Here is a 23,309-nt window from a genome sequence, read left to right as displayed (position 1 = left end):
GGGTCACGAAATGTCGCGCTGAGGCACGTCTTACGCAGTTGTCGCAAGGGCCGCGGCGAGCCCGAAAGCGATGGCCATGAAGACAACTTCACCGACGGCGCGGCGCAGGGATCCGTCCGCACTGATGCGGTGTGCGGCACTTGCGACCACCCACGTCCGGCGCCACCACCAACCCAGTGCGACGAGCAGTGCGATCGCCACGATCTTGGCGAGGATCACCCGGCCGTATGCGGTGTCGTAGAAGGCGGAGAGCGAGTCGAGTCGCACGACGGCGTTGACGATACCGGTGACGATCAGCGCGAGGACGCATCGCCAGGCGAGGGCGGAGTACTTGGGCAACCAGATCGCCCACGCACCGCGCGACGGTACGGCAAGCGCGAGTGCGGCCAGCACGCCGAACCACAAGGCCGCAGCGAGGACGTGAACGGCGTCGAGGATCGATCCGAAGCTCTGCTGCGCCATGTGCCCGGTGATCGGGCGGGCAGCGAGGGCCAACGCGGAGACGACCAATGCCGGTGCGACGGGAACGGTCTCGGGATTGGTGAATCCGTAGACGCCGTAGCAGACGACGGCAAACGCGCACGTGATGATCGCGACGCCGACGCGGCCGACGTTGACCTCGGAGACGAATGCGCCGAAGTGCCCGATGGTCAGCGAGGTGACCGGGGCGCCGTCGGCCGCTGCGGCATTGAGCACGAGGAGCGTGATCTCGGCAACGAGCCAGACCGCCGCCGCGGCGGTGAGCTGGGTCCACATGACAGCGGGCTTCGTTGCCGGGCGGCGTTCACCGCGACCCATCCAGGCGAGAGTCGCGATACCGAGCGTCAACGAGCCGCATCCGATTGCGAGGACGCGGACAGTGCTCGACGATTCGGGTCCCGACGGACTGGCGAGACCCCAGGCGATCAGGACTCCCAGCAGAGCTGTGGGTACGGCAAACAGCAACCACCACCTGTTTGCCGTACCCGTCACGCGATCAGCTCGACTTCGGCTTACGGAGCACGAAGAACAGCGCACCGCCGAACACGACGACGCCGGCGACGATGAAGATCCACACCGGCATGCTGCCGGACTCCGACTCACCTGTGCTCGACGCGGCGGCAGCGCCGGGAGTTCCCGACCCTGCCTCGGTGAGGGTGAAGGTCAGGGTTCCGTTGACGGGGTGACCGTCAGCGGAGGTGACGCGGTACGCGATGGTGTAGACACCGGTCGGTCCGAGATCACCGAGGTCTGCACTGACAGTGGGACCTTCGACGGACGGATCGCTCTTGGTCCAGAGGTTGCCGTCCGGGCCGGTGACGGTCAGTGCCGCGAACTGCGCCTGCAGGGCCTCGTTGAACGTGACCGAAACCTTGTCAGGCGCAACTTGAACGGACGCACCGTTTTCCGGGTTGGAGCCGACCACCGCGGAGTGTGCACTGGCAGTGCCCATTCCGAGCATCGTGGCCAGCATCGCGAGCATGCCGACGGCGATGACCTTGATTCGGGTACTCATCAGCGCTTGCTCCTGACCAGTGCGCCGAGGCCGAGTGCAGCGCCCAACGCGCCGAGCACCAGGCCGACGCCGCCGAGCCAGCGGGCGGTGTTGTCCGAGGAAGAAGATTCGGATGCGGCGGAAGTCTCGGCAGTGTTATCGGCAGAGGGGGCTCCGTGGGCATCGCCGGTGGATGCGGCGAGAGTCAGCGTCGGCGCGGGCTTGTCCGGCTCACTGCCGTCGGCAAGCTCTTCCTGATCCCAGTTGACGACGTTCCCGTCGCTGTACGTCTGTACGGCCTTGAACTCGACCTCTTCCTGCTCCGGCAGCGGGCCGGCCGAAAGAACGAACTGCTGGAACTGGCCGGGCGCGATTCCGACGCCGGGGTCGGCGGTCCAGGTCACGGACTTGGCGACCAACGTGGTGGGGTCCTTCTCCACGACGGCGGTCCAGCCGGGCAACGGTTCGGTACGTGCCGACTTGAGGTCGGGGAGCGCCACCGTCAGCTTGGTGGTCGAAGCGGTGTCGGATTCGGTGGGCACGCGGAACGTGAGAACGGAGTATCCGCCCTGCGTAGCTCCCGGTGCGACGACGCTGACGTGTGCTGAAGCAATTCCGGCGGCCAGCAGCACGGCGCTGCCGGTAGCAACGGTCGTGACAACCGCACGCGAAATCAGGGTGTTCTTCATGTCGGGAAGTGTCCTCTTGGTCTGGTGAAGGGGTGGGGAGTTCTACGAATCTTCAGACCAGGGCAGGAGGACCGCGCCGCGAGATGCTGGCGCGCAGTAGAGCGTCGACGGGTCCGTGATGGATTCCGGTCGAGACGGTGTGACCGCGGGAAGTGACGGCGGCAGGCGCCAGGGACGCCAGGACGACGTGAAGAGCGTGGGTGACAACCCGGTAGAGGCGCTCGGCGGCCAGGACCGCCACCGCACAGGCGACGGTGGCACCGGCGTGAGCACCGAGCATCACCAATCCCGGAGCGGGCGAATGAGCGTGCCCGGAGAGCGTCATGGTGGTGTGCGCGGCAAGCTGACCCAGGCCGAGAGCCACGATCAGTGCAGCGGGCCCCCGAGAGAGGGCGGGAAGGGTGGCCGTCACCGCGCCGACGGTTGCGCAGACCGCGAGCAGCAGGGTCAGCGACGACGACTGTGGCAGCTCGCCTCCACCGATTCCGTGCGCAGCGACAGCGAGAGCAGCCGAAGCGGAACCGACAGCTGTCCCCCGGAGGGTCGCGGTCTGCTCGGCTGCTCTCACTGGCTTACTCAGGTCTAGCGCACGCCGAGACGTGCGAGCAGATCTGCTTCGACGCCGTCGAGTTCGGAAGAAATTGCCTGATGAGCTGCCTTACGGCGAGCCTGCGGCATCTGCTCCGCAGCGCGAACTGCCGTGCTGAGGTCGCCGAGGCGCTCACGGATGGCGGCGGCAAAACGCTGCGTCTCCGCGTCGTCGGGCTTGCGGCTGAGGATCTCGGTGACCGAGCTCTCGGCACCGGCGATACGAGCGCTCAACTTCGCGCCGTGACCGGTGTAGTCACCGAGCTGGTCGACGGCGATGCCCATCTTCTGTGCGCGCGTGGTGTCGAGCTGGGCGCGCACTGCCGTGGCCGCACGGTAGGCGATCGGCAGGAGAACGGGGGCAAGCAGACGTGCCACACCCAGGTACTTACGCACCTTGGCGACGGTCAGGCCCTGATTCGCAGCGGCCTTCTCCTGCGCCTTCAGGGTCGCGATCTGCGCCTTCTCGATCTTGTGCGCTGACTCGATCTCGGCTTTCTCCAGCTTCTTGAGCGACTTGGTCTCGACCTTGTCGCGCTTACGCTGGCTCTTGGCGTTGAGCTTCGCCTCGACCTCAGCCTTGTGCTTGAGAGCCTTTGCCTCCGCCTTGCGGGTGGCACGAGACTTTCGCTTCTTGAACAACCCCATCGAAAAGGACCCCGTTTCCAGGTGTTTGTGTGTTGCCAGGTACCTGCGCTTCGGCTTCAGCCTAGGGGAGCACATAATCTTCGTCATCGTGTGTTCCGTTAACAACCCCGCGCCCCAGCTCCCGATCATCGATTCGGGGGCGTTGACCCGATGCCGTCATCGGGTGCGTCTGGACGGGTTGTTTCCCGGGAAATCGGCTTCGGAACCCGTCGACACCGGCGTGAAGCAGCGCCAGGATGCCGCGATCGCGAAGCGCGCGGAGATCGCCGACCTGGTGATCGGCGCTGCTCCCGAGCGTTGGGTGAAGATCAACCCCGATCAATCGGCGTCGGCGCAGGCTCGCGACACTCTGGCTGCCTGTGAGGCCGGCGCGGACCGGATCTGGGGCGCGGTCCTGCCGGTCGAGCGCGATACCGGCCGCAAGGGCCGCTGCGAAATGCTCATCCGTGACGACGAGGGCGGCGGGTACATCCCCGTCATTGTCGTCAATCACAAGGTGACCGATCCGGGTCAGGGCGCGATCACCTCGGGGCTCTTCGAATGGGAGCCCGCGGTCGATCCCAAACGCAAGGTCCGCAGTCAGGTCCGCGATCAGATGCGCGTCGCGCAGGTCTATCGGATGCTCGAGCGTCGTGGGCTGGCGAGCCCGTCGTTGACCGCCGGGGCGATCGGATACAACGGAGACTGCATCCTCGTCCACGACCTCAGCGCGATTCTCGACGATTACGACGAGCGTTTCGCCGACCGTATCGCTGTGGCCCGCGGTGAGGTGCTGACGTCTCCGTCACAGGTGAGCGAGTGCAAATCGTGCCCGTGGTGGACCGAATGCAAGCAGGAGTTGGTCCGCAACCGCGACGTCAGCCTCGTCGCTGTCGGATCGCGGGCCGAGCTTCTGCGCGACGTCGGCTGCAACACGATCGATCAGCTGGCCGCCTGGGACGGTGAGCCGCTCGAAGATTGGCCGCACGGAAATTTCGACGACGCAGTGGTGATCGCCAAGGCGTGGTTGGTGGATGCTCCGTTGGTGCGGCGGTTCGAGAAGATCTCGGTGACTCGGGCGGACATCGAGATCGACGTCGACATGGAGAGCTATCAGGAGCACGGCGCCTACCTGTGGGGGACGTTGCTCAATGTCGGCGGCTTCTCGATGTATCGAGGATTTGCGACGTGGGATCCGCTGCCGACGCGTGACGAGGCGCGGTCGTTCGCAGAGTTCTGGGGCTGGCTGATGGCGGAGCGCGCCGCAGCCGCTGCTTCGGGTAAAACCTTTGCCGCGTACTGCTATTCGCGTTCGGCCGAGGACAAGTGGTTGTTGGACTCGGCGCGCAGGTTTGCCGGTGAACCCGGGATTCCCAGTAAGGACGAGATCCGTGAGTTCATCGACAGTCCGCAGTGGGTCGACATCTATCAAGCGGTGAGTGATCAGTTCATCTGCCCGAACGGCAAGGGACTCAAGAAGATTGCCCCCGTCGCCGGGTTCAACTGGCGTGACGCCGAAGCCGGTGGTGAAGCGTCGATGGCGTGGTACCGCGAGGCGGTCGGCTACGACGGTGAGCCGGACGAGACGCAGCGGACACGCATCCTGCAGTACAACGAGGACGACGTCATCGCCACCAAGGTCCTACGTGAGTGGATGACGGACCGCGCGGAGAAGGAAATTCCACTCGCCTCGGACCTGTAAGCCGGCAGCCTCGACGTATACTTGGCCGACGTTGCACGAGTCAGGGGGGCTGACTCGTACGTCCGAGGGGGGGATCGTGGGTACGTTTGCGGCAGATATCGCTGAATTGAAAAGCTTGGGCGGGGTGCTGCACGGGCTCGCGGATGAAGCTGGTCGGCTGAGCGTGGGACCGTCGGCCGGTGCTCCTCCGGCCGCTGGGGGCACGTTTGTCCCCATGGCGCCTGGGCCCTTGCTCGGGAATTCTTCTTTTGCGCCTGCGAATACGGTGCTGACCTCTTTTCTCGAAGCATCAGCGATCTCGCACGAGCTTGTCGAGGGGGTGCTGGTTCCCTCATTGCGGGAACGGTTGGGCGAGACCGGCGACATCATGGCCAACGTCGCCGAAAAGTTCCGCAGTCGTGACGAGCAGTCTGCTGCCGAACTTGCCACCACGTACACCGACGCCACAGGCGCCTGGGTCGCCCAGGAACCGACCGCATGACCCCGACGCGTGCACAGATCGAATCGTGGGATCCAGCGTCGCTCACCGCCATTGCCGACGCCTGGATTGCCTTGGGCAGCAAGGTGGAAGATCTGTTTTCCCGGTACCTCAGCAGTGTTACCGCCGTGCACGGTGCTTACTGGGAAGGGAAGACCGCGGAAGCGGCTCAGGACAGGGCCGCCGCAGACAGGAAGACTGCCGGCGAGGTTGTCGATGCTCTCGAAGCTCTGGCAAAGACCGCACAGCAAGGCTTTTACGAGATCGACGCTCCCTTGCGGCGGGCTCGAATGGCTGTTCTTGCAGCAGAAGCGGATCGATTTGTGGTCTCGGATGCGCTTCTGCTCACGGACACCGCGGCCGAACCGGAAGCCGCCCGTGTTGCCCTGATGGTCGAACGGCAACGTGAGCTGACCGACGCTGCACATGCCACCGAGAATGCGGACAATACTGTGCGAAGCTCGCTGGCCGGCGCTCGTGACGGGTTACGTGTGACATTCGTATCCGCAGCTACCTCGGGTGGGGAGCAGGGTAAGAGTGATTCTGACGCTCTCGCGACCGACCCAACGTCGCTGACACTCGAGCAATTGCAGCGGATCACGGAAACCGGCCACCTGACATCGGAACAGGCTACGGCGTTGGAGCGGGGTGAAACCGCGACAATTTCGGCGTCGCAGATGGAGTACCTCAATCAACTGGGAAGATCACTGGACGGGAAATCGCCCCAGGAGATCGAAGACCTGCTCTCGAAGTTACCGCCCGATGCGCAGGCTTCGGTCGCAAACTCGCTGCAGATACTGTCCAACGAGAATGTCAGCGCGTCGGTGGAGGGTGATCCGGACGTTCCGACCAAGGGCGGTCTGAACCTTCTACCCGACAAGATGCGAGAGTCTCTGACTCGGGATGACCTGGTGGTAAACAGCTTTGAAGTAGTCGGCGGATCCGGCCTTCCCAGCATTGCACTCAACGGCGTTGGCGACAATCACGCGATCGCCGACATCGTTTCGATGGGCGACGATCAGTACAAGAGCGGCAGTGCCCTCGACAGTGCGCTTCTCGACGTGGGGCAGAAATACCTGGATGCGCAGGTTGCTCATGAACAGAACCCGGAACACAAGTTCGAGTACTTCACGGTCGATGGGCGTGGTACCCAGGACATGGCGATCACCGAGCCGATCTTCGCCGCTGTGGGAGATGACAAAATTGCAGTCGATGCCGCTGTTAACAATCCAGATACCGGCAGCGACTTCGTGAAGGATGTGCTGTCCCACAACTGGACTGACGACGGTAAAGCTGCGTCGACGCTCTTCGATTTCCCGGATGGTGATGCCACAACGGAGAATCCGGATGATCCCAACGATGTGGCCACGGCAACTCGTACCGGCAGCATCATGTCAGCTGTTGGGGAAGCGGTCAGTACCGACGACGCGTGGAAGTTGCTGTCCAATGTTCCCGAAGCCGAGGGCCAGTCGACTGGTCAGCTCAATCCCGATCTGTTGCAGACAGTTTCGAACAGTATGAGTCCCTATGTGTCCCATTTGGCCGGGGCAGTTTCTGAGAATCTTCCGGGTTTCGAAACTGTTGGATGGGCTGATCCGGACGGAAAGCATCACTTCAGTGGTTCGGCAAACGTGTTCGCTCTGATGAATACCGATGAAACCGCTGGCACGAACTTTACTCGGGCGGCGTATCAAGAGATGCTCGCGAAGCAGGGTGAGTATGCGCTGAACCCCACAGAGGGGAGTGCAGTCAACAAACTGGATACTGCGGGAAGACTTGCCGGACTGACGGATGTCGGATTGCTTCTCGGCACCCAGGATGGTTACGACGACAAAGCGACCCAGGCAGCCGAAATATATGCGCGCAAGAACAATGCATATGGTGCCTTGATGAGTCTCGGAACGCTGGGAATCGGAAACTTACCTGGCGGAGATTACATCAACACTATGATCGGTGCCGGAGGAGATCCGTTGAAGGAGTCGATAATCGGTGCCCAGCCTTCAGGGCCCGATACGGCTGAACTTGCGGGTTTCGATTCAGCTCGGCAGGCGCATAATATTCTGAATGCGGCACCAGAATTGTCACCTGAACTCAAGAATGAATTCAAGTGGGCATTCAATCATGACGGAACCTTGATGTCCTGGGATGGCCTTCTGGATGAAGTAGGGAGCAATACAGAAAAGTTGGGCGACATCGACACGATTTTTTCGAAGTTTGGTGATCCAACCGATAGACATGGTTCGAGAATGCAGGAAAGTTATGACGAGGTGACATTCCATGCTCAGTAGGCGAGTGGTGCCGGCGACCGTAGCCCTGGTCTGTGTGGTCTCTATTCAAGCGTGTGGAAGCGGCGGCGGCTCACCTGCGGTTTCTCCCGATGTAGCGACGGTTTCACCATTGCCCTATACGACTGTGTGGTCTGCTGACCCTGGTATCGATCTGTTCGGCCGCGGTGCCGAGTTGATTCGTGCGACTAAGGAATCCGTTGATAGCGCGTACGCTGCCGGGATGGAATACGCCTATCCTGGCTACCTCGATGCGGTTCGTGATATCGATAGCAAGATTTCTCCCGCTAATCCTCGTTTCCATACCGATGGGAGAGCGAACGACGGAAACGTATACACGTGGTTTCGACATATAATCGATTACTCGGATAGTTCGAATTCGGTGTCGGCGACAGTATGTAGCTACCGGCTGTATCAGGAGCCGAGAAAATCTGATAGTTCGATGGTGCTTTCTGATTCTGCACAGATAACCTTGGCGAATACCGCCGAACTTCCAGGCAAGCCGGGAATCATAGACACCGATGTGGAAGGTCATGATCCTCGTGCCCAACGCACACCGGTCTGGAATGTTTTCGGGAACTGGAAAATTACGGGCTACACGTCGATTCTGAGCAACGCGATCTCGCAGGGCTGTATCGACTGGTGGAAACAGGAGTTCCCGACGTTCACCCTGGACACCCAAGGGAGTAGAGCCGTTCTGCCGCCGCCCGGGTATGTCATGCCGACTATGCCGTTGGCTGTGCAGTACCCGGAGTGGATCGGTCCGGCGAATGAGACATAGTCGGCCCACTCGCTCCTGACCGCTGCAGTGGAACAGTGATCGGCTGAGGAGTTTCGTGTCTCTCGTGGCGTGCGCGTCGATGTTTAACGTATCCGCCTGCGGCACATGGGACGCCGATGGCGGTGGAACGAGTCAAGAGGCAGTTCCGGCCTTCGCCAACTTTGTGCCGAATGAGTTGTCGCCATCGTGGGATGTGTTCGGGTCATGGAAGATTCAGCCCTTTGATTATCTCTCGGGGTCGTCGAATCCCCTTGGGAATGGCGGCAACGGTATCCCGCCAGGGTGCCAGGATTGGTGGTTGCAACAGTTTCCGGAGCGGATCTATGAGACTCCGACTGAGCAGTTGCGGCGCCAGCCGAAAGGTTTGTGGCTCCGGTAATGCCCTTGGGTGTGCAGTATCTGGGGTGGATCGATCCGTCGTAGCGCCTTACATGTCCTAAAAGTATGAAATGCCCAAGTTAGCAAGGGGGTTCGCTACCCAATTATCTCCCATAGGGTGTCTCTCCTGCGCGCACGCGCTACCTTCATCTGGTCGGCTCCACGATGGAGGGTGTTGAATGCTGAGCAGGCTGACTTCGAGTGGAAGCGACGCCGAACTGTCCGAAGTGGAGCGGCGCGACCTCTTCTCTCGCCAAGTCCGTCAAGTGACAACGGTCGCTCCGCTGGCCAACGTCGCGAATTTCTTCAGTGCGTGCGCCTTGTTGGCCTATGTCGTGCCTCCCGGGTACGAAGAGTTCCGCCTGATCTGGGGAGCCGCAACGCTCGCGGTCATCCTCAACTCGGTGCGTGTATGGCTACCCAGGGTCATTCAGGGGGATAGCTATTCGCCCAAGCACACGACTCGGTACGACTACTGGGCTCTCATGCTCGAAGTGGTACTGCTGGGCGTTCTGTACACGATCCTCGCGGCTCAGATGCTTCCGGTGATAGACGGTTCACGAAAGCTGGTTCTGATCGCGACCATGGCCGGTGTGGTGGGTGCCGGTGCAGTTGCGCTCTCGACGGTTCGGTCGCTGGGGTTGGCCTGGATACTGGTGCACGGTCTGGGATTGTTGTTCGTCATGCTTGCCGGGGCGACAGCCGAATACTTCGTCCTTTCATTTCAGCTCGTTGTCTACATCAGCATTCTGTGCGTTGGTGTCGTCTACCTGTGGGCGTCGTTCCGAAGTCGTTGTCTCGCCGAGTTCGAGGCTGCTGCCGAGCGCCAGACGGTCAGTTTGCTTCTCGACGATTTCGAAGGCGGTTCCCGCGACTGGCTGTGGGAAGTCGACACCACCGGGACGTTGTCGCACACCTCCGCTCGGCTGTCGCAGATCTCGGGAGTTCCCGTCTCCGACCTGCGAACCCTGTCGCTGCGCGGATTGTTGGATCGGCTCGACGTGGGTTCGACGAAGAGTGGTCGAGCCGCGGTCCAGGTCATCGGAGATCACCTCGACCGCCTCATGCCGTTTCGAGAGGTCGTCATTCCCGTTCGTGTCGACGGCGTCGACCGATGGTGGTCTCTGTCGGGTCATCCCAGGCTATCCGAGGCCACGGAGTTCGTGGGTTGGCGAGGCGTGGGCTCGGACATCACCGAGAAGTACAACTACGAGCGGCGAATTCTGTGGCTTGCTGCAACCGACGGACTGACCGGGCTCCCGAATCGCCGGACGTTCGGCTCGGAGCTGTCCAACGCGCTCGGCACCGTCCGTACAGGCGAGCAGGTTCTTGTCGGCATCCTTGACCTCGACAATTTCAAGTCGGTGAACGACACGCTAGGGCACCCCGTCGGAGACAAATTGTTGATTTCCGTTGCTGCACGGCTCAATCGGGTGGTTGACGGCGCCATGTGTGCCCGAATCGGTGGTGATGAATTCGGGCTCGTCGTGCGTGGGTCGCAGGACGGCGGCACGGTGTTCGCACGTTATCTGGGCGCATTGCGTGAGCCGTTTTTCGTGCGGGGAAATCGCATCGAGGTTCGGGCATCGATTGGTTATGCCGGCGCGCCGGCAGACTCCGAAGACGCCGACACTCTTGTCATGTCCGCCGACCTGGCGCTGTATGCGGCAAAATCCGCTGGTAAGAACCGGGTGGAAAGATACTCACCGGTGCTGCGGGCGCGGGCCAGGGAACGAGCATCGGCCCTGCAAGAGCTTGGGCTTGCAATCGAGTCCAGGCAGTTCGAGCTGTACTACCAACCGCAGGTTCTGGCAGACAATGGACGCGTCGAGGGATTCGAGGCACTGCTTCGCTGGAATCATCCGGTGCGGGGAGTGCTTGCGCCGCACATTTTCATCGATGTCGCGGAGGAGACAGGCCTGATAGTCCCGTTGGGGCTTCAGGTTCTGCACATGGCGTGCGCCGAGGCGACGATGTGGCCCGACGACACCTACGTGACGGTGAACGTCTCTCCGGTGCAATTGATGTCGTCCGGCTTCGGATCAGCAGTCAACGATGCGCTGGAGGCAACCGGTCTGTCCAGCAAACGACTTCAGCTGGAAATCACAGAAACGGGAGCGGTAGAGGAGCTTGCCGTCGCCGAGTTGGATCGCCTACGCGCCAGCGGGATTGCGATTGCCTTGGACGACTTCGGAACCGGCTATTCGTCTTTCGAGAGTTTGAAGAAACTGCCATTGGACATTCTCAAGATCGACCGATCGTTCATCACCGAATTGAGCGAAGGTGATTCGGCAGTTGTCACGTCTGTGGTCGAGGTGGCGAAGGCGCTCGGAATGCAGTCGTTGGCAGAAGGAGTGGAGACTGCCGACCAGTTGAGGCTCTTGCGTACCGCCGGTTGCGAATTGGTCCAGGGCTACTACATCAGCCGACCGATGCCGGCGACGGAAGTGGCCGAGTACCTGAGCGCAACTGCACAAACCAATGGTGGATATTTTCATTCGTTCTGACAACTGTGCGCCTTTATTAACCGCGGGCGGTTAATAAAGGCGCACAGCAGGGAAGTTAGCGCGGCGCCATGCGCAGTGCGCCGTCCATGCGGATGGTCTCGCCGTTGAGGTAGTCGTGCTCGACGATCATCTGCGCGAGCTGCGCGTACTCGGACGGCTGGCCCAGACGCGACGGGAACGGGACGCCGGCTTCGAGGCCCTTGCGGTACTCGTCGGTGACGCCTGCGAGCATCGGGGTGTCGATGATGCCGGGAGCGATCGTGTTGACGCGGATGCCGAACTGTGCGAGGTCACGGGCAGCCGGAACCGTCATGCCGTGCACGCCGCCCTTGGAGGCGGAGTACGCGATCTGGCCGATCTGTCCTTCGAAGGCGGCAACGGACGCGGTGTTGATGACGACGCCGCGCTGGCCCGACTCGTCGACGGCCTCGGTCTTGGCGATGGCGTCGGCGGCCAGGCGCATGACGTTGAAGGTGCCGAGCAGGTTGACGGTGATGACCGTGCGGAACAGCTCGAGGTCGTGCGGACCCTTCTTGGACAGGATGCGTCCGGCCCAGCCGACACCGGCACAGTTGACGACGATGCGCAGCGGGGAGCCCGACTCGACGATCTGGTTGATCGCTGCTTCGACCTCTTCGCCGCTGGTCACGTCGGTGGGGATGAGGGTGACGCCGGCGGGGACGTTGTCGCCTGCGCGCTCGATCGACGCGGGCAGATCCAGGCCGAAGACGGTAGCGCCGGCGTCGGCGAGGCGCTTGGCTGTTGCGGCGCCGAGGCCTGATGCCGCTCCGGTGACCAGTGCTGCGGTTCCCTTGATTTCCACTTCGTGTGCTCCTCGAGTTAGCGATCGGTAAGGCGGTGGTACGTGTCGAGAACCATAACGCGAGGGTGTATGTGAGGGCGAACGCGCGAGACCCGCGCAGGGCTGGGTACCTTGGACGCGAGGTCTGAGAGCAAAGCACCGGACGAGAGGGGACCTGCGTGAGCAAGGCGCCTGTGCGTCCCGCCGCTTCTGTCGAGAATTTCGAGCGGTTGCAGCGCGACCCGCTCTTCGAAGATCTTGCCGAGCTGATTGCCGAGGTTCTCTCCTACGCTTTCGACGCGCCGGCCGACGTCGAGATCGAACAGTGGACGATCAGTTGCCTGCCTTCGACCAACCGATCGGCGGAGCGCCATCGGTTGTTCACACTCAACATCGGTCCGATGGAGATTCTGAGCGTCGAGTGCCATCTCGTCGGCGGTGAGCCGATCGAGCACGTGATGTCCGTGTACGTGTCCAGTTCGGCACTGGAATCGCGAACCGGCTGCAGCATCGAAGAACTCGACGCCAAGCACGATCTGGTCGCCATCAGACGCACGGAATTGGCGTCGGCCGACGGCGACGGGACCGTGATCGACTGCAGTCTCGAGGACTCGGATGCGTTGGAGCAGTTTGCTCAACTGCCCGTCGACGTGAAGACGGTTCGTCCCCTCGCGGAGCATCTTGTTGCCAAGGGTAAGGGCCCATTTCGGCAATATCACAACTCCGGGTTCGCCAAATATGTACTGGAAAGGTCGCTCGACCATGGTTGATCAGTTGCCCATCCGCCTCCCGCGTGTGCTGCGTGACGGGGACGATTCCGGCGCGCTCGACGTGTTGGAGGAATACTTCACGCGACCGCTCCGCAAGACGGGTTATCTGCGGACCGGCGCGCTGTGGGATTCCTGGGATCCCAGTGGCAATCGCGAGCGTGATGCAAACATCTTCACCGCGGAAGACCTTGTTGCGGTGACGCTTCTGTCGGTACAGGTTCCGGCTCAGGGAGCCTTCTTCCTTCTCGGCGAAAACAACGCCGAATTGAACCGCCTTCTGGCCGACGTCGGCCCGGATCGCGATCTCTCGAACGAACCAGACCCCTTCACCTCGGAATCTCCGGTGTGGCGTTTGGAGACGGCGCTTCGAGAGATTCACGGCGTCGGACGCACCATGGCGTCCAAGCTCATCGCCCGCAAGCGTCCGAGGTTCTATCCGATCTACGACGACGTCATCGGTCGAGAGTTGGGAACGAAGTCGGCCCACCTGGAACCCGTTCGCGTAGCCATGCGGGAAGACGAGTTGCAGAGTCGACTCCTCGATCTACGTGCACGTGCAGGTCTCGACGAATCCGTTCCGGTCATCAGGGTGTTGGACGTGCTGGCGTGGATGCAGGGTAAGGGATACAAACCGGCACTCTAGCTTTCTTGTCGGTGGGCGGGTCTAGTGTCGAATGTATGTTCGATGATGGATTGACGAGCGGTGTGGGGACATCCGTCGATGACGGCCGTCCTGTCGTCGATCCACTCGTGCTGCCGGACATGCTCTTTGCAACGGCGCAGAGTGAGAACATGCTTGCCGCGCAGAAGGTGCTCGGCGCATCCATGTTGTCGGAGTCGAGATTCAATGCCGAACTTGACGCGTCCGGTGATGTCGACAAGGCGTGGCGGATCGCATGCAACGAGATAGCGGTCATGCTCACTTGCTCACGTCGTACTGCCGAAGTCCACATCGAGATCGGTGACGCCCTACGCGAGTTCCTTCCGCTCACCAAGGCCGCATTCGCCGCCGGCGAGCTGGACTATGCGCGTGTGCGCAAGATTGTCGACGGACTCACCGGGGCCGACCCCGAGGCGATCGCAGCACTCGAGCGCCGGGTACTGGCCTCGGCGCACCGTCTTCCTCCCGGGCAACTCGAGCGCGACATCGAACGTCAGCTCTTTGCCTACGATCCGGATGCTGCTGCCGAACGTCGCCGGAAGATGCTGGAGCACCGCGATGTTCGTACGCGTGCCGACCGTCACGGCCTCGCGCAGTTGCAGGCAACACTCAGCGCCAGCGAGGCCGTCGAAGCGCTCGGCCTGATCAACGAGGCCGCCGGAAGTGTCTGCACCAACGATCCGCGAAATGTCTCGACCCGTAGGGCCGATGCGCTGGTCGCTCTCCTGCACGGCGAGAACGGGCTACGTTGCCAGTGTGGCAGCGAAACGTGCGAGGCTGCATCCACGGCAGCCCAATCAACTACATTCTCACGTCGGAAGCCGTTGTTGCACATCGTGTGTGATCTGGCGACGCTCCTCGGATTGACGTCAGATCCCGCGAGCATCGACGGGTACGGACCGATCGATCCTGATTTTGCTCGCGAGCTTGCTGCTGATTCCACCTGGCAGGCTTTGTTCGTAGATTTCCGGGCCCAGACCGCCGGAAATCGACCGCGCCGGCAACATGCTCCGGCTGTCCTTCCGCCTGTCACCCGGCCTGATCGCCCGGGCCGCGAACCGAACGGCTGCGGCGATCGGATTCGGGCAATGCAACTGAAGGTTGCGAACGCACCGGACATAGTTCGAAGATCGGATGGGCATGGCGCCCAGCCCGATCCACCTCCCGGCGCGCTGACCTACACTCCGGGAGCGGCACTGGCCGCATTGGTACGGGCTGTCGACGGGCACTGCCGATTCCCTGGCTGTTCGGTGCCCGCGAACAGGTGCCAACTCGACCACGTCACCGAATTTGATCCATCCGATCCGAAACGTGGTGGGTGGACCATTGCGAGCAACCTCCAATGCCTGTGTCGTCATCACCATCAGGTGAAGACATACAGGTTGTGGACGCCGGTAATGCTGGAGGATCGAGCCATTCACTGGACCGACAACACCAGCGGGTTGACGGCTGTCACAGTTCCGGAGAGGATCTGACCTGTGCCGGAAGGACAAAGCGCTGGAATCGTCGGCGGGGGAATTGGCGGGCTGACGGCTGCCATCGCGCTCCGCAAAGCAGGCTGGGATGTCACCGTGTACGAGCGTGCGTCCGAGTTCACGGAGGTAGGCGCCGCCGTCGTGTTGTTTCCCAACGCGCTGGCAGCGTTGGACGAAATCGGTGTAGGCGAACAGGTCAGGGCGAATTCCCTTCCGTACAGCTCGGGCGCGATCAGGAATCTGCGCGGGCAAAATCTGGTGACGCGCAGAATTGGTGACCTCGCCGGCGGACGCGATCTGGTGACAATCCACCGCGCCGATCTGATTGAAGTGTTGGTTCGCGCCCTCCCCGCCGAATGTCTACGCACCGGAACCAGGGTGACGGGTGTTGGCTGCGGAGATCACGGCCGCGCCGAGATAGTCACCGACGGTGATACCGCTCGATACGACCTTGTCGTTGCCGCGGATGGTGTGCACAGTGTTGTGCGACAGCAGCTCTGGCCCGGCGAGGGAACCGTGGTACATACCGGAGTGTCAGCTTGGCGCTGGATCGTCGATGGCCCACCGCCGAATTTTGTAGGACAGGTGTGGGGGGTTCGAGGGGAGTTCGGGATTCTCCCGTTGGCGGGCAACCGCACCTACGCCTTCGCGGGTGCGCAACGCGGCGTCGAGAGTCTCGCGCATTTTGCCGACTGGCCCGAACCGGTGTCGCAACTGGTCGCGAACGCTGATCCGGCTCGCATCATCGAGAACGAGTTGCTCGAGATTCGGACCCCGAAGCTGTTGACACGCGGCAAAGTTGCGTTGATTGGCGACGCCGCTCATGCCATGCGCCCTCACCTCGGGCTAGGTGCGGCTTTGGCGATCGAGGACGCCGTTACTCTTGCTGCCTATGCGCACGATCTCGCTGGCTACACAAAGGCTCGGCGTCGTAGAGTTCTAGCTGTTCAATGGATTTCGCGGCACATGTCAACCGTCGTGATGCCGGCGAGTCGCCCGCTGGCGGCGGTGCGTGATGTTGCCGTGCGGTTGACTCCCGACATTCTTACCTTGTCGGTATTCGGTGTGATCAATCGCTGGCGGCCTCGGCCGATCGAGAGGCACTGACTTCGAAGATGGTTTCCAGACCGTCTTCTTCGTCCCACTGCTCACCGACTTCGCAAAAATTGTACTGGCTGATCAGGTTTCGAGATGCGGCATTGTCCGGGCTGATGGTCGCGCGAACGACGTGTACGTCGGATTCGCGACTCGCGACGTCGAGAAGTATCTCGAGGGCGGTTCGTGCGTAGCCCTGTCGTCGAAACGCCGGGTCGATGCGATATCCCATCTCGACCATCCCGCGCGCGTCGGGACGGCCGTGAAATCCTGCCAACCCCACCGGCGTCGACGTCCGAGTGTCGACCGCGATGCGGGTGATCCAAGCGCTGTCGTGCGGATTCCCTGCTATCTGCTTGCTCCGGTAGCGCCACAAGCCCTGGCATTCTTCGCCGAGGAGATACGGGGTCAGGATTTCGGGTGCGAGTTCCATTGCGAGAGTGGCGTCATCATCACCCAGTGCGTGTAGGACTGGTGATGGGACGTGGATCAGTCGAAGCCCCCGTCCGTCGAGAGTCCAGGGTAGTTCGGTGACTGTCACAGGTCGGCGATCGGGGTCGACAGCGTTATATCGACGCCGATACTCCGGAGATTGCCGTCGAGAACCTGCCAGATGGAGCGTTCGAGGAATTCGGCCAATTCTGCGCTGGTCACGTCGGAACCTGGTTGGCTGAGCCAACGGTTGACGCTGACGTCGACCAAACCGATCACGCCGAAAGCCAAGGGCTCCGCCATCTTCGACGGTTTGCCGCGGCTGGCGAGGATCGCGCCCAACAGGTTTCCCAACTGGACGGCGATGGCCGTCTTAGTTCCGGTCACCACTTTCGAACCGGTGGCTCGGGTGCTCGGGGATCCCTTGCCTAAAAAGTGGTGCAGTCGTGGGTATTTCACAATCCAGCGAAGGTACGTGTCGACGGCCCGCGAGATAGCCTCGCCGACGGTGCCTTGCGGCGTGAGGGTGGGGGTCAGGTCGGTCATCATCATCTCGAGGATGCGGACTCGCAGCTGCTCGTCGAGGTCGGCTCGATCCTTGAAGATCCGGTAGACAACGGAACGGGGGACGTCGGCGCGCTCGGCGATTTGTTGGACGCCGACGTCGGCGCCACCTTCGTTGACTGCGTCGAGGGCTGCGTCGAGGATCCGTGCTTTGCGCTGCTCCTTGTGATCGTTCCAGCGAGTGCTGCGCCCGTCGGGCTGCGCCGACTCGGCTGTCTTTGTCATAAATCGAACGATACTCACCCCGCCATTGACTGGACAAGATGTCTCACATACTTTGGTGGGACAGCGTGTCACACACAGATACCGTTCTCTTCAGGAGTGGCAATGAGTAACAGGGTTTTTGTCGTCGGCGTCGGCATGACGAAATTCGAGAAGCCGGGATCCCGCGAGTGGGACTACCCCGACATGGCACGCGAGTCGGGTACCAAGGCGCTCGACGACGCAGGTATCGACTACTCCGAGGTCGAGCAGGCATACGTCGGCTACGTCTACGGCGAGTCCACCGCAGGTCAGCGGGCTGTCTACGAGCTGGGTCTGACAGGTATCCCCATCGTCAACGTCAACAACAACTGTTCGACGGGATCGACCGCGCTCTACCTCGCCACGCAGGCAGTCAAGAGTGGTCAGGCCGACTGCGCATTGGCGCTGGGCTTCGAGAAGATGCAGTCCGGGTCGCTCGGATCCACCTACGACGACCGCGAACAGCCACTCATGCGGCACCTCCTCGCTCTCGCCGAGCTGCAGGAGTTCGCGATGCCGCCCGCTCCGTACATGTTCGGCGCGGCCGGCGTCGAGCACATGGAACGCTTCGGAACCACTGCTGAGCAGTTCGCGAAGATCGCCGTCAAGAACCACAAGCACTCGCTCAACAACCCGTACGCGCAGTTCCAGGACGAGTACACCCTCGAGCAGATCCTCGAAGCACGCCAGATCCACGGGCCGCTCACCAAGCTCCAGTGCTCGCCCACCTCGGACGGATCCGGCGCGGCGATCATCGCCAGCGAAGCATTTGTCGAGAAGCACGGGCTTGCTGCTCAGGCGATCGAGATCGTCGGACAGGCCATGGTCACCGACATGAACAGCACTTTCGAGGGCAAGAGCGCCATCAGCCTCGTCGGCGCCGACATGACCCGTAAGGCCGCCGAGAAGGTATATGCACAGGCCGGGATCACCGCCGACGACGTCGACGTCATCGAACTCCACGACTGCTTCTCCACCAACGAGTTGCTGACCTACGAAGCGCTCGGGCTGTGCGCCGAAGGTGACGGCGGCAAGCTCGTCGACGCCGACGACACCACCTACGGCGGACGCTGGGTGGTCAACCCGTCCGGCGGCCTCATCTCGAAGGGTCACCCCCTGGGAGCAACGGGCCTCGCACAGTGCGCCGAACTCACCTGGCAGCTCCGCGGTACCGCCGACAAGCGTCAGGTCGACGGCGCGAAGGTTGCACTCCAGCACAACATCGGCCTCGGCGGCGCAGTCGTCGTGACCGCATACAAGCCCTACGCACGCTGAATCACACCCTTAACCCGCTAGCTACCCACTAGGAGTTTCATCATGGCTTCCGTTTCCGTCTCCGCCGTACTGCCCGCGTCCCCCGAGAAGACCTGGGATGCGCTCTCCGACCTGTCTCGCTGGGAAGAGTGGCTCACCATTCACCAGGGCTGGAAGAGTGAACTCCCCACCGAGGTTGCGCTGGGCGCCAAGTTCACCGAGGTCGTCTCCGTGATGGGTATGGCCAACAAGATCGAATGGACCGTCGAAGAGGTCGAGGTTCCGAAGATGGTCAAGATCGCCGGAACCGGAATGGCCGGTGTCACCGTCGAATTCATCCTCTCGGTCGAGGCCGACGGTGCGGGCTCGAAGGCAACCGTCGACGCCAGCTTCAAGGGCACCATGATTGTCGGGCCGATCGGCAAGGCAGTCGCCAAGAACGCCAAGGCTGACCTCGAGGCTTCGCTGGCGAAGTTCGCCGAGCTGGTCGGATAACGCTCGATGACGACACCGAAGACCAACGCGGTCGAATTCGATACTTCCGGACTGGATGTATGGACTGATCCGGAGCACTTCGAGGTGACAGCCGAGCGTATCGCCGAATACGCCGCTGCCACCAACGATCCCATCGAGCGACATCTGAAGGGCGAGATCGCTCCGCCGGTCTTCGCGGTGGTACCCGTCTTCATGTCGATGGCACCGGCTGCCCTGTCGGTGGCACCGGTGGAACTGCTGATGAAGCTCGTTCACGGTGAGCAGGATTTCCTGTTCCACCGTCCGATCTACCCCGGTGACCATCTGGTCGCTCGCGCCAAGCCCATCGGTTTCGAGGGTCGCGACAACGGTTCCACCGTCGTCATCTACGTCGAAACCAAAACCGACAAGGGCGAATTGGTCAACGAGCAGTGGATGACGGCGTTCTTCCGCAAGGTCGACGCGGGCCCCGGCCTGGGTGAGAAGGCTCCCGAACACCGATTCGACGACGCTCTTCGCGCGGGTAGTCCGGCAGCGGTGGTGAATCAGCACATCGACGAGGACCAGACGTTCCGGTACTCGCCGGCGTCCGGCGATCCGATGCCGATCCACCTCGACGAAGAGATCGCTCGCATGTCCGGGCTCCCCGGAATTATCAACCACGGACTGTGCACCATGGCGTTCACGTCGTGGGGAGCCCTGACCGAACTGGCCGGCGGCGAGACCGAGCGGTTGCGTCGTCTCGCAGTGCGATTCGCGAAACCCGTGCTTCCGACCCAAGACATCGAGACGGTGTTCTACAAGTCGGGCTCGGCAGACGGAGCCACGTCGTACTCGTACGAAACCAGCGCGGTCGGTGACCTGGTCATCAAGGACGGCCTTGCTGTCATCACCGACAAATGAGTCTTCATGTCCGACAACTGAACTGATGGGAATCTGAACTGATGGGAAGTCTCGACGGTCGCGTAGCGATCATCACCGGAGCAGGACGCGGCATCGGCCGTGAGCATGCGCTGCTCTTCGCTCGTGAGGGTGCGAGCGTCGTGGTCAACGATCTCGGCGGTGCAAACGACGGATCGGGTGCAGATGCCGGCCCCGCGCAGCAGGTAGTCGACGAGATCGTCGCTGCAGGCGGCAAGGCCGTCGCCAACGCCGACAACATCGCTACCTGGGACGGCGCCGAGGGCCTCGTCAAGCAGGCCGTCAGCGAGTTCGGCCGACTCGACGTCCTGGTCAACAACGCCGGCATTCTTCGTGACGCGTTCATTGCGGGCATGGACGAGAGCCAATGGGACTCAGTCATTGCCGTGCACCTCAAGGGGCACGCAGCGACGCTGCACCACGCTGCCGCGTACTGGAAGGACCAGAGCAAGGCAGGCGAGACCGTCAATGCTTCGGTCATCAACACCGCCTCGGCTTCGGGTACCTTCATGCCGAATGCGGGCCAGGGAAACTACGGCGCCGCCAAGGCGGGCATCGCAGCCCTGACTTTGGTGGCCGCAGACGAGCTCGATCGATACGGCGTGCGTGTCAACGCAATTGCGCCGATCGCGCGTACTCGACTGACGCTGGCGACACCCGGTATGGGTGCGCTCTTCGCGGCCGAGGTTCCCGAGGGGGAGTTCGACGCGTTTGCGCCGTCCAACATCTCGCCGCTCGTGGCATATCTCGCGGCCGCGGACTGCAAGCTCACCGGCAAGGTGTATGCAGTTCAGGGTGGGGCCATCACGGAACTTGCCGGCTGGCACGGCGTGAACACCATCGAGAGCGAGGGTCCCTGGACCACCGCCGACCTCGCAGAACGTCTGTAAGCGCATGGCACGCAACGCATACGAACTCGGCCTCGGGCTGAGTGAGGAGCACACCGCGCTTGCAGATTCGGTGCGCTCCTTCGCCGAGCGCACCATCACCACCGAGCAGGTGCGCGCGGCGGTGGAGTCGCGGACCGAGGACAAGTTCCCCGAGTTCTGGACGGCACTGGTCGGGCAAGACCTTCTCGGGCTCGCGGTTCCGGAAGAGCAGGGTGGCCACGGTGCCGGTCTGCTGACCTTGGCGGTGGCACTGGAAGCGCTGGGCCGCACCGTCTCTCCCGGCCCGTTTGTTCCGACGGTATTGGCAAGCGCCGTTCTCGGTGCCGCCGATTCCAAGGCGGGACTCGAGTTCCTGCCCGGCCTGATCGACGGAAGCCGTACGGCTGCAGTCGCCTTGGGTGCACCGTTCGCAGCTGAGGCGTCGGACAGCGGGTACACGGTCACGGGCGCACTCGACGGTGTGCTCGGCGGTGAACATGCCGACGTGCTGCTGATTCCGATCCAGTTGCCCGAGGGCGTTCGCTACGCGGTGCTCGAGAGCAGCGTTGTCTCGATCACCGTGCAGGACAGCATCGACGTGCTTCGCGGCAGTGCGCGAATCGACGCTGATGGAGTGCAGATCAGCGCCGAACGGGTACTCGACGGTCTCACCGAGGCGCGGGTACGGTCCATTGCCGCAGTCGTTCTCGGCGCCGAAGACGTCGGCGTCATGTCCTGGTGCGTCTCCACCGCGTCGGAGTACGCCAAGACCCGTGTGCAGTTCGGACGACCCATCGGCCAGTTCCAGGGCGTCAAGCACAAGTGCGCGCAGATGGGCATTGCGCTCGAGCAGGCCCGCGCCGTTGTGTGGGATGCGGCAAGCGCATTGGACAAGGGCGACGACACTGCAGATTTTGCCGCCGACATCGCAGCGGTCATCGTTCCCGACGCTGCAGTGCGGGTAGCGCAGGACTGCGTGCAGGTCCATGGCGGCATCGGATTCACGTGGGAGCACGACGCGCACCTGTACTACCGCCGCGCGCTCTCGATCCGCGGCATTCTCGGCACCCGTGAGGATCGTGCCAATCGTGTTGCGCAGCAGGCACTTGACGGTGTCAGCCGGGCTTCGGTTCTCGAACTTCCGCCCGAGGCGGAGGATATCCGCGGCGACATCGCGGCTGAGCTGGCCAAGTTGGTCGATCTCGACGAGGACGACCAGCTCATTGCACTCGGCGACGGAGGCTGGGTTCAGCCGCACCTGCCGAAGCCGTACGGACGCAGCGCCGCTCCGCTCGAGCAGATCGTCATCTCCCAGGAGATCAAGGCTGCGGGTATCTCGATGCCGCAACTCCTGATGGGAACTTGGGCCGTGCAGGCCGTCGTAGCGCATGGTTCGGACAAGCAGAAGCAGGAATTGGCGCTGCCGACCCTGCAGGGTGAGCTGGTGTGGTGCCAGCTCTTCAGTGAACCCGGTGCTGGTTCCGACCTCGCATCACTGTCGACGAAGGCCGAAAAGGTCGACGGCGGTTGGAAGATCACCGGTCAGAAGATTTGGACGACGGTCGCTCAGTTCTCCGACTGGGCAATGCTGATTGCCCGCACGGACGCCACCAAGCCGAAGCATCAGGGCATCACCTACTTCGTGCTCGATATGTCGACACCGGGCATCACCGTCCGCCCGCTGCGTGAGATGACGGGCTCGGCGCTGTTCAACGAAGTGTTCCTCGACGACGTGTTCATCCCCGACGAGAACGTGGTCGGCGAGGTCAACGACGGCTGGAACGTCGCACGCACGACGCTGGCCGGCGAGCGCGTCGCACTGAGCCAGAAGATGGAGGCGTACGCGTCGGACTCCGATCTGCTGAAGTTCGCGAAGTCAGCAGATCTGAGCCCGATCGGTCGCTACCGTGTCGGTGAGCTGGTTGCCGAAAGTCAGGCGATCGACCTCATCGGCTCCCGCGTTGTGCTCAAGCAACTTTCGGGAATCGACGTGAGTACCACATCGAGCGTCGGCAAGCTGTTGGCGATGAAGATCAGCCAGTCGATCGCCGAATTCGTCGTCGCCGAACTGGGTGCTGCCGGAGCGGTCAGCATCCCAGGTCAGCCCAGCGACAAGGCGATGGAGCAGCTCATTTCGGGCCGTGCCACCACCATCTACGGTGGCACGACCGAGGTGCAACTCAACGTGATCGGTGAGCGCATGCTCGGGTTGCCGCGAGACTGACAGTTTCCACCGGGTG

General features: G+C 62.3%; 22 protein-coding genes. 14 read left to right on the top strand and 8 right to left on the bottom strand.

The annotated features are described in order from the left end of the window. Nucleotides 1-30 precede the first annotated feature (30 nt). From ACWF6P_RS01670 to ACWF6P_RS01650, 5 genes are read right to left on the bottom strand one after another with little or no spacing between them, the layout of a single operon-like run. Nucleotides 31-972: a copper resistance D family protein gene (locus ACWF6P_RS01670; protein ID WP_452619731.1), complete on the bottom strand. Its 942-nt coding sequence runs from the start codon at nucleotides 970-972 to the stop codon at nucleotides 31-33. Nucleotides 973-976: 4 nt separating this feature from the next. After that, nucleotides 977-1,495: a copper resistance CopC family protein gene (locus tag ACWF6P_RS01665; RefSeq protein ID WP_283305760.1), complete on the bottom strand. Its 519-nt coding sequence runs from the start codon at nucleotides 1,493-1,495 to the stop codon at nucleotides 977-979. Continuing rightward, nucleotides 1,495-2,163 (bottom strand): YcnI family copper-binding membrane protein, encoded by a 669-nt coding sequence (locus ACWF6P_RS01660; RefSeq protein WP_378536415.1) that lies wholly within the window; start codon nucleotides 2,161-2,163, stop codon nucleotides 1,495-1,497. The genes ACWF6P_RS01665 and ACWF6P_RS01660 overlap by 1 nt, the downstream gene beginning before the upstream one ends. 52 nt (nucleotides 2,164-2,215) lie before the next feature. Beyond that, complete coding sequence (locus ACWF6P_RS01655; RefSeq protein ID WP_452619730.1) at nucleotides 2,216-2,731, bottom strand: hypothetical protein; 516 nt, start codon at nucleotides 2,729-2,731, stop codon at nucleotides 2,216-2,218. 14 nt (nucleotides 2,732-2,745) lie between these two features. Further along, nucleotides 2,746-3,399 (bottom strand): DUF6474 family protein, encoded by a 654-nt coding sequence (locus ACWF6P_RS01650; protein ID WP_378445457.1) that lies wholly within the window; start codon nucleotides 3,397-3,399, stop codon nucleotides 2,746-2,748. A gap of 124 nt (nucleotides 3,400-3,523) precedes the next feature. Between ACWF6P_RS01650 and ACWF6P_RS01645 the strand changes: the two genes are divergently transcribed. From ACWF6P_RS01645 to ACWF6P_RS01625, 5 genes are all read left to right on the top strand, one after another. After that, on the top strand, nucleotides 3,524-5,080 hold the full coding sequence (locus ACWF6P_RS01645) for a TM0106 family RecB-like putative nuclease (RefSeq protein ID WP_378445765.1): 1,557 nt from the start codon (nucleotides 3,524-3,526) through the stop codon (nucleotides 5,078-5,080). A gap of 76 nt (nucleotides 5,081-5,156) precedes the next feature. Next, nucleotides 5,157-5,561 (top strand): hypothetical protein, encoded by a 405-nt coding sequence (locus tag ACWF6P_RS01640; protein ID WP_452619729.1) that lies wholly within the window; start codon nucleotides 5,157-5,159, stop codon nucleotides 5,559-5,561. A 71-nt stretch (nucleotides 5,562-5,632) separates the two neighbouring features. Then, nucleotides 5,633-7,846, top strand: coding sequence for a TPR repeat region-containing protein (locus ACWF6P_RS01635; protein WP_452619728.1), 2,214 nt, complete (start codon nucleotides 5,633-5,635; stop codon nucleotides 7,844-7,846). 7 nt (nucleotides 7,847-7,853) lie between these two features. Then, entirely contained in the window at nucleotides 7,854-8,624 is a 771-nt protein-coding gene (locus ACWF6P_RS01630; RefSeq protein WP_452619727.1) for a hypothetical protein, read from the top strand. A 557-nt stretch (nucleotides 8,625-9,181) separates the two neighbouring features. After that, complete coding sequence (locus ACWF6P_RS01625; RefSeq protein WP_452619726.1) at nucleotides 9,182-11,509, top strand: putative bifunctional diguanylate cyclase/phosphodiesterase; 2,328 nt, start codon at nucleotides 9,182-9,184, stop codon at nucleotides 11,507-11,509. A gap of 55 nt (nucleotides 11,510-11,564) precedes the next feature. Here the strand turns inward: ACWF6P_RS01625 and ACWF6P_RS01620 are convergent, their stop codons facing one another. After that, nucleotides 11,565-12,332 (bottom strand): SDR family NAD(P)-dependent oxidoreductase, encoded by a 768-nt coding sequence (locus ACWF6P_RS01620; RefSeq protein WP_003944195.1) that lies wholly within the window; start codon nucleotides 12,330-12,332, stop codon nucleotides 11,565-11,567. Nucleotides 12,333-12,490: 158 nt separating this feature from the next. On the opposite strand from ACWF6P_RS01620, the gene ACWF6P_RS01615 reads away from it, so the two are divergent. Genes ACWF6P_RS01615 through ACWF6P_RS01600 form a run of 4 tightly spaced genes read left to right on the top strand, consistent with a single transcriptional unit; the run spans nucleotide 12,491 to nucleotide 16,324 of the window. Then, a complete protein-coding gene (locus tag ACWF6P_RS01615; RefSeq protein ID WP_452619725.1) occupies nucleotides 12,491-13,081 on the top strand; it encodes a hypothetical protein in 591 nt (196 codons plus the stop codon). Continuing rightward, nucleotides 13,074-13,724: a DUF6308 family protein gene (locus tag ACWF6P_RS01610; protein ID WP_452619724.1), complete on the top strand. Its 651-nt coding sequence runs from the start codon at nucleotides 13,074-13,076 to the stop codon at nucleotides 13,722-13,724. Before ACWF6P_RS01615 ends, ACWF6P_RS01610 begins: the two co-directional genes overlap by 8 nt. Nucleotides 13,725-13,759: 35 nt before the next feature. Beyond that, nucleotides 13,760-15,217, top strand: coding sequence for a DUF222 domain-containing protein (locus ACWF6P_RS01605; protein WP_452619723.1), 1,458 nt, complete (start codon nucleotides 13,760-13,762; stop codon nucleotides 15,215-15,217). Nucleotides 15,218-15,220: 3 nt separating this feature from the next. Then, the gene (locus ACWF6P_RS01600; RefSeq protein WP_452619722.1) at nucleotides 15,221-16,324 is read left to right on the top strand and encodes an FAD-dependent monooxygenase; all 1,104 of its coding nucleotides are present in this window, start codon (nucleotides 15,221-15,223) and stop codon (nucleotides 16,322-16,324) included. Here ACWF6P_RS01600 and ACWF6P_RS01595 read toward each other — a convergent pair. After that, entirely contained in the window at nucleotides 16,287-16,745 is a 459-nt protein-coding gene (locus ACWF6P_RS01595) for a GNAT family N-acetyltransferase (RefSeq protein ID WP_452619721.1), read from the bottom strand. The genes ACWF6P_RS01600 and ACWF6P_RS01595 overlap by 38 nt on opposite strands. Nucleotides 16,746-16,849: 104 nt before the next feature. Continuing rightward, a complete protein-coding gene (locus ACWF6P_RS01590; protein WP_378633491.1) occupies nucleotides 16,850-17,533 on the bottom strand; it encodes a TetR/AcrR family transcriptional regulator in 684 nt (227 codons plus the stop codon). 102 nt (nucleotides 17,534-17,635) lie between these two features. Here ACWF6P_RS01590 and ACWF6P_RS01585 point away from each other — a divergent pair, with 102 nt between their 5' ends. From ACWF6P_RS01585 to ACWF6P_RS01565, 5 genes are read left to right on the top strand one after another with little or no spacing between them, the layout of a single operon-like run. Next, nucleotides 17,636-18,826 carry a lipid-transfer protein gene (locus tag ACWF6P_RS01585; RefSeq protein ID WP_452619720.1) on the top strand — a complete coding sequence of 397 codons (1,191 nt, stop codon included), beginning with the start codon at nucleotides 17,636-17,638 and terminating at the stop codon, nucleotides 18,824-18,826. Between the two features lie 42 nt (nucleotides 18,827-18,868). Then, nucleotides 18,869-19,300, top strand: coding sequence for a type II toxin-antitoxin system Rv0910 family toxin (locus tag ACWF6P_RS01580; RefSeq protein ID WP_030535858.1), 432 nt, complete (start codon nucleotides 18,869-18,871; stop codon nucleotides 19,298-19,300). Between the two features lie 6 nt (nucleotides 19,301-19,306). After that, a complete protein-coding gene (locus ACWF6P_RS01575) occupies nucleotides 19,307-20,182 on the top strand; it encodes a MaoC/PaaZ C-terminal domain-containing protein (protein ID WP_378536437.1) in 876 nt (291 codons plus the stop codon). Between the two features lie 41 nt (nucleotides 20,183-20,223). Next, a complete protein-coding gene (locus tag ACWF6P_RS01570; RefSeq protein ID WP_452619719.1) occupies nucleotides 20,224-21,090 on the top strand; it encodes an SDR family oxidoreductase in 867 nt (288 codons plus the stop codon). A 4-nt stretch (nucleotides 21,091-21,094) separates the two neighbouring features. Next, nucleotides 21,095-23,293 (top strand): acyl-CoA dehydrogenase, encoded by a 2,199-nt coding sequence (locus ACWF6P_RS01565; protein ID WP_452619718.1) that lies wholly within the window; start codon nucleotides 21,095-21,097, stop codon nucleotides 23,291-23,293. The last annotated feature ends 16 nt before the right edge of the window (nucleotides 23,294-23,309 follow it).

It is taken from the genome of Rhodococcus sp. NPDC055024 (assembly GCF_053608585.1).
This window is presented reverse-complemented; position numbering and strand designations above follow the sequence as displayed.